Annotated in this window: 2 protein-coding genes; one reads left to right on the forward strand and one right to left on the reverse strand. The window is 53.7% G+C overall.

Features of this window, described 5'->3' with window-relative positions; translation table 11 throughout:
* Window positions 1–323: hypothetical protein (locus AC5S26_RS29815; RefSeq protein WP_494188580.1), on the forward strand; the 323-nt coding region annotated here is incomplete at its 5' end.
* A 29-nt stretch (window positions 324–352) separates the two neighbouring features.
* Here AC5S26_RS29815 and AC5S26_RS29820 read toward each other — a convergent pair.
* Window positions 353–1,855, reverse strand: a complete 1,503-nt coding sequence (locus AC5S26_RS29820; RefSeq protein WP_494188581.1) for a PAS domain-containing sensor histidine kinase — start codon at window positions 1,853–1,855, stop codon at window positions 353–355.
* Window positions 1,856–1,941: the final 86 nt, after the last annotated feature.

Consider the following 1,941-nt stretch of genomic DNA (forward strand, 5'->3'; position numbering starts at 1 on the left):
GCAAATCTCTGACCGCTTCCAAACTAGGAAGCATCTCCGACTTCCGCCCGTCGGCATCAGGCTCCCATCGTATGCCCAGACTGCGACGAAGAATGTCGTCCGCCTCGCTCGGAAGCAGTCTTCGTCAATACTTCTCGCTGCAACCGCATTGCGTTCTTCTCTTCCCACTCTGTAGGTCTGTCAATACTGTTATGAAACTCAATGTACCGCCCATCTCGTCGCCGGTGCAACCCTCCGGCGGCCGACAATTCCCGGAGGCAGGTGGCGTCAAACTCGTCTCGGGCGGATATGCTTTCAAACAGTCGGATTCCGCTGATCTTTGACTGAATATGATGATCTGCTCTGCGCTTGTTTACGAAACAGCAGTTGGGAGATATTTCGGAAGGAAAACTGAAAAACAAGTCCCGCCATTGTCCGGATGCACCCTGCTGCGCATCCGGATGGACCCGCCAAGCCGATCCGCAATCCCCCGAGCAACCCACAGGCCAAGCCCAGTCCCATTTTCTCCCTTGGTGGTAAAGAACGGTTCGAAGATGCGGCCAGCGTTGTGGGGTGAAATCCCGCAGCCGCTGTCGGCGAGAGTGACGCGAAGCCCGTCGACAGTCGGAGCCTTGTTCCAGTCAGCGGACTGGCTAATACGTAACACGAAGCGCCCACCAGTCGGCACAGCGTCCATTGCGTTGATCAGCAGAGTGGAAAATAGTTGCCGAATCTCGCCGGGATAGCTATGGATCGACGCTCCATTGGCCTGGTATTGCTTTGTCACCGTGATATTTTTCGCCTTAATCCGTTTTGCATACAAATCTAAGACGCTTTCAATCTCCTCTTGCACGTTCACGGCCGTGGGGGAGATTGATTCGCGGTAAAAACGTAAAGACTGCTGCGTCAGGCGGTTTATACGGCCCAATTCATCGGCTGCTGTCCTTATGAATTCCTGGTCTCGCGAATTCATGTTGGGGGATTGTTCCAATAAGACCATCACGTTTGTTACCGCTTGCAATGGATTATTGATCTCATGTGCTAACACTGCAGCCAGTCGTCCGGCGGCAGCCAGCTTTTCGGACTTGATGAGAGCCGCTTCCGTCTGCTTCCGTTCGGTGATATCTCGCGCGATTTTCGATGCGCCAACAATCTGACCACTCGCATCGACGAGAGGTGAAATCGTTAGCGAAACGTTCAGCAAGCTCCCGTCCTTGCGGCGGCGAACAGATTCGTAATGTTCGATGTGCTCGCCGCGACGAATATGGTCCAGAATACTTTCCTCTTCAGGGAACCGGTCAGCAGGGATAAGCATGGTAATGGGCTTGCCAATGGCTTCTTGCTGCGTATACCCGAAGATACGCTTTGCTCCAGGATTCCAGGTTTGGATGATTCCGTTGAGATTTTTCGTGATGATGGCATCATCCGAGGATTCAACCACAGCCGCCAGCATCGCCGAGGTGCTCTCCGCAAGTTTGCGTTCCGTAACGTCTTCGATGGTCAGGAAGATAACTGGGGGAGTGGCCCCACGGACTTCATAAACCCGCTTCCCGCTGACCAGCATCGTTCTCTGGCCGATCTCCGGAAAGTCATGCGTCACCGAAAATGCCTTTACCTCTCTCTTTTCTGGCAACACCTGTTCCAGCAATTGCCTAAGCCGGGGTATATTCCATTGCTCATTTCCGAGATGATAGAAATGCCGGCCCACGGTATCCGTTTGTGAGACCTGAAACTCCGAACAAAAGGTTGAATTCGCCAGCAAGACCTTCAACTCCCCATCGAGTACCAGAAGAGCGGTGGGCATATTGTCGATGATCTGTTTCAGATACTGTTCACTGTGCTTCAGGCGATCGATGTCTGGCAGCGACACGACCACGCCTTCGATTCGATTGTCCGCCGTCCGGTAGGGTCGAATTTCGAGGGAACGCCAGTGGCCCTCTGCGTCCTGTACCTCGCGCTGGA

The sequence above is a fragment of the Edaphobacter sp. FHG110511_03 genome (genome assembly GCF_059115365.1).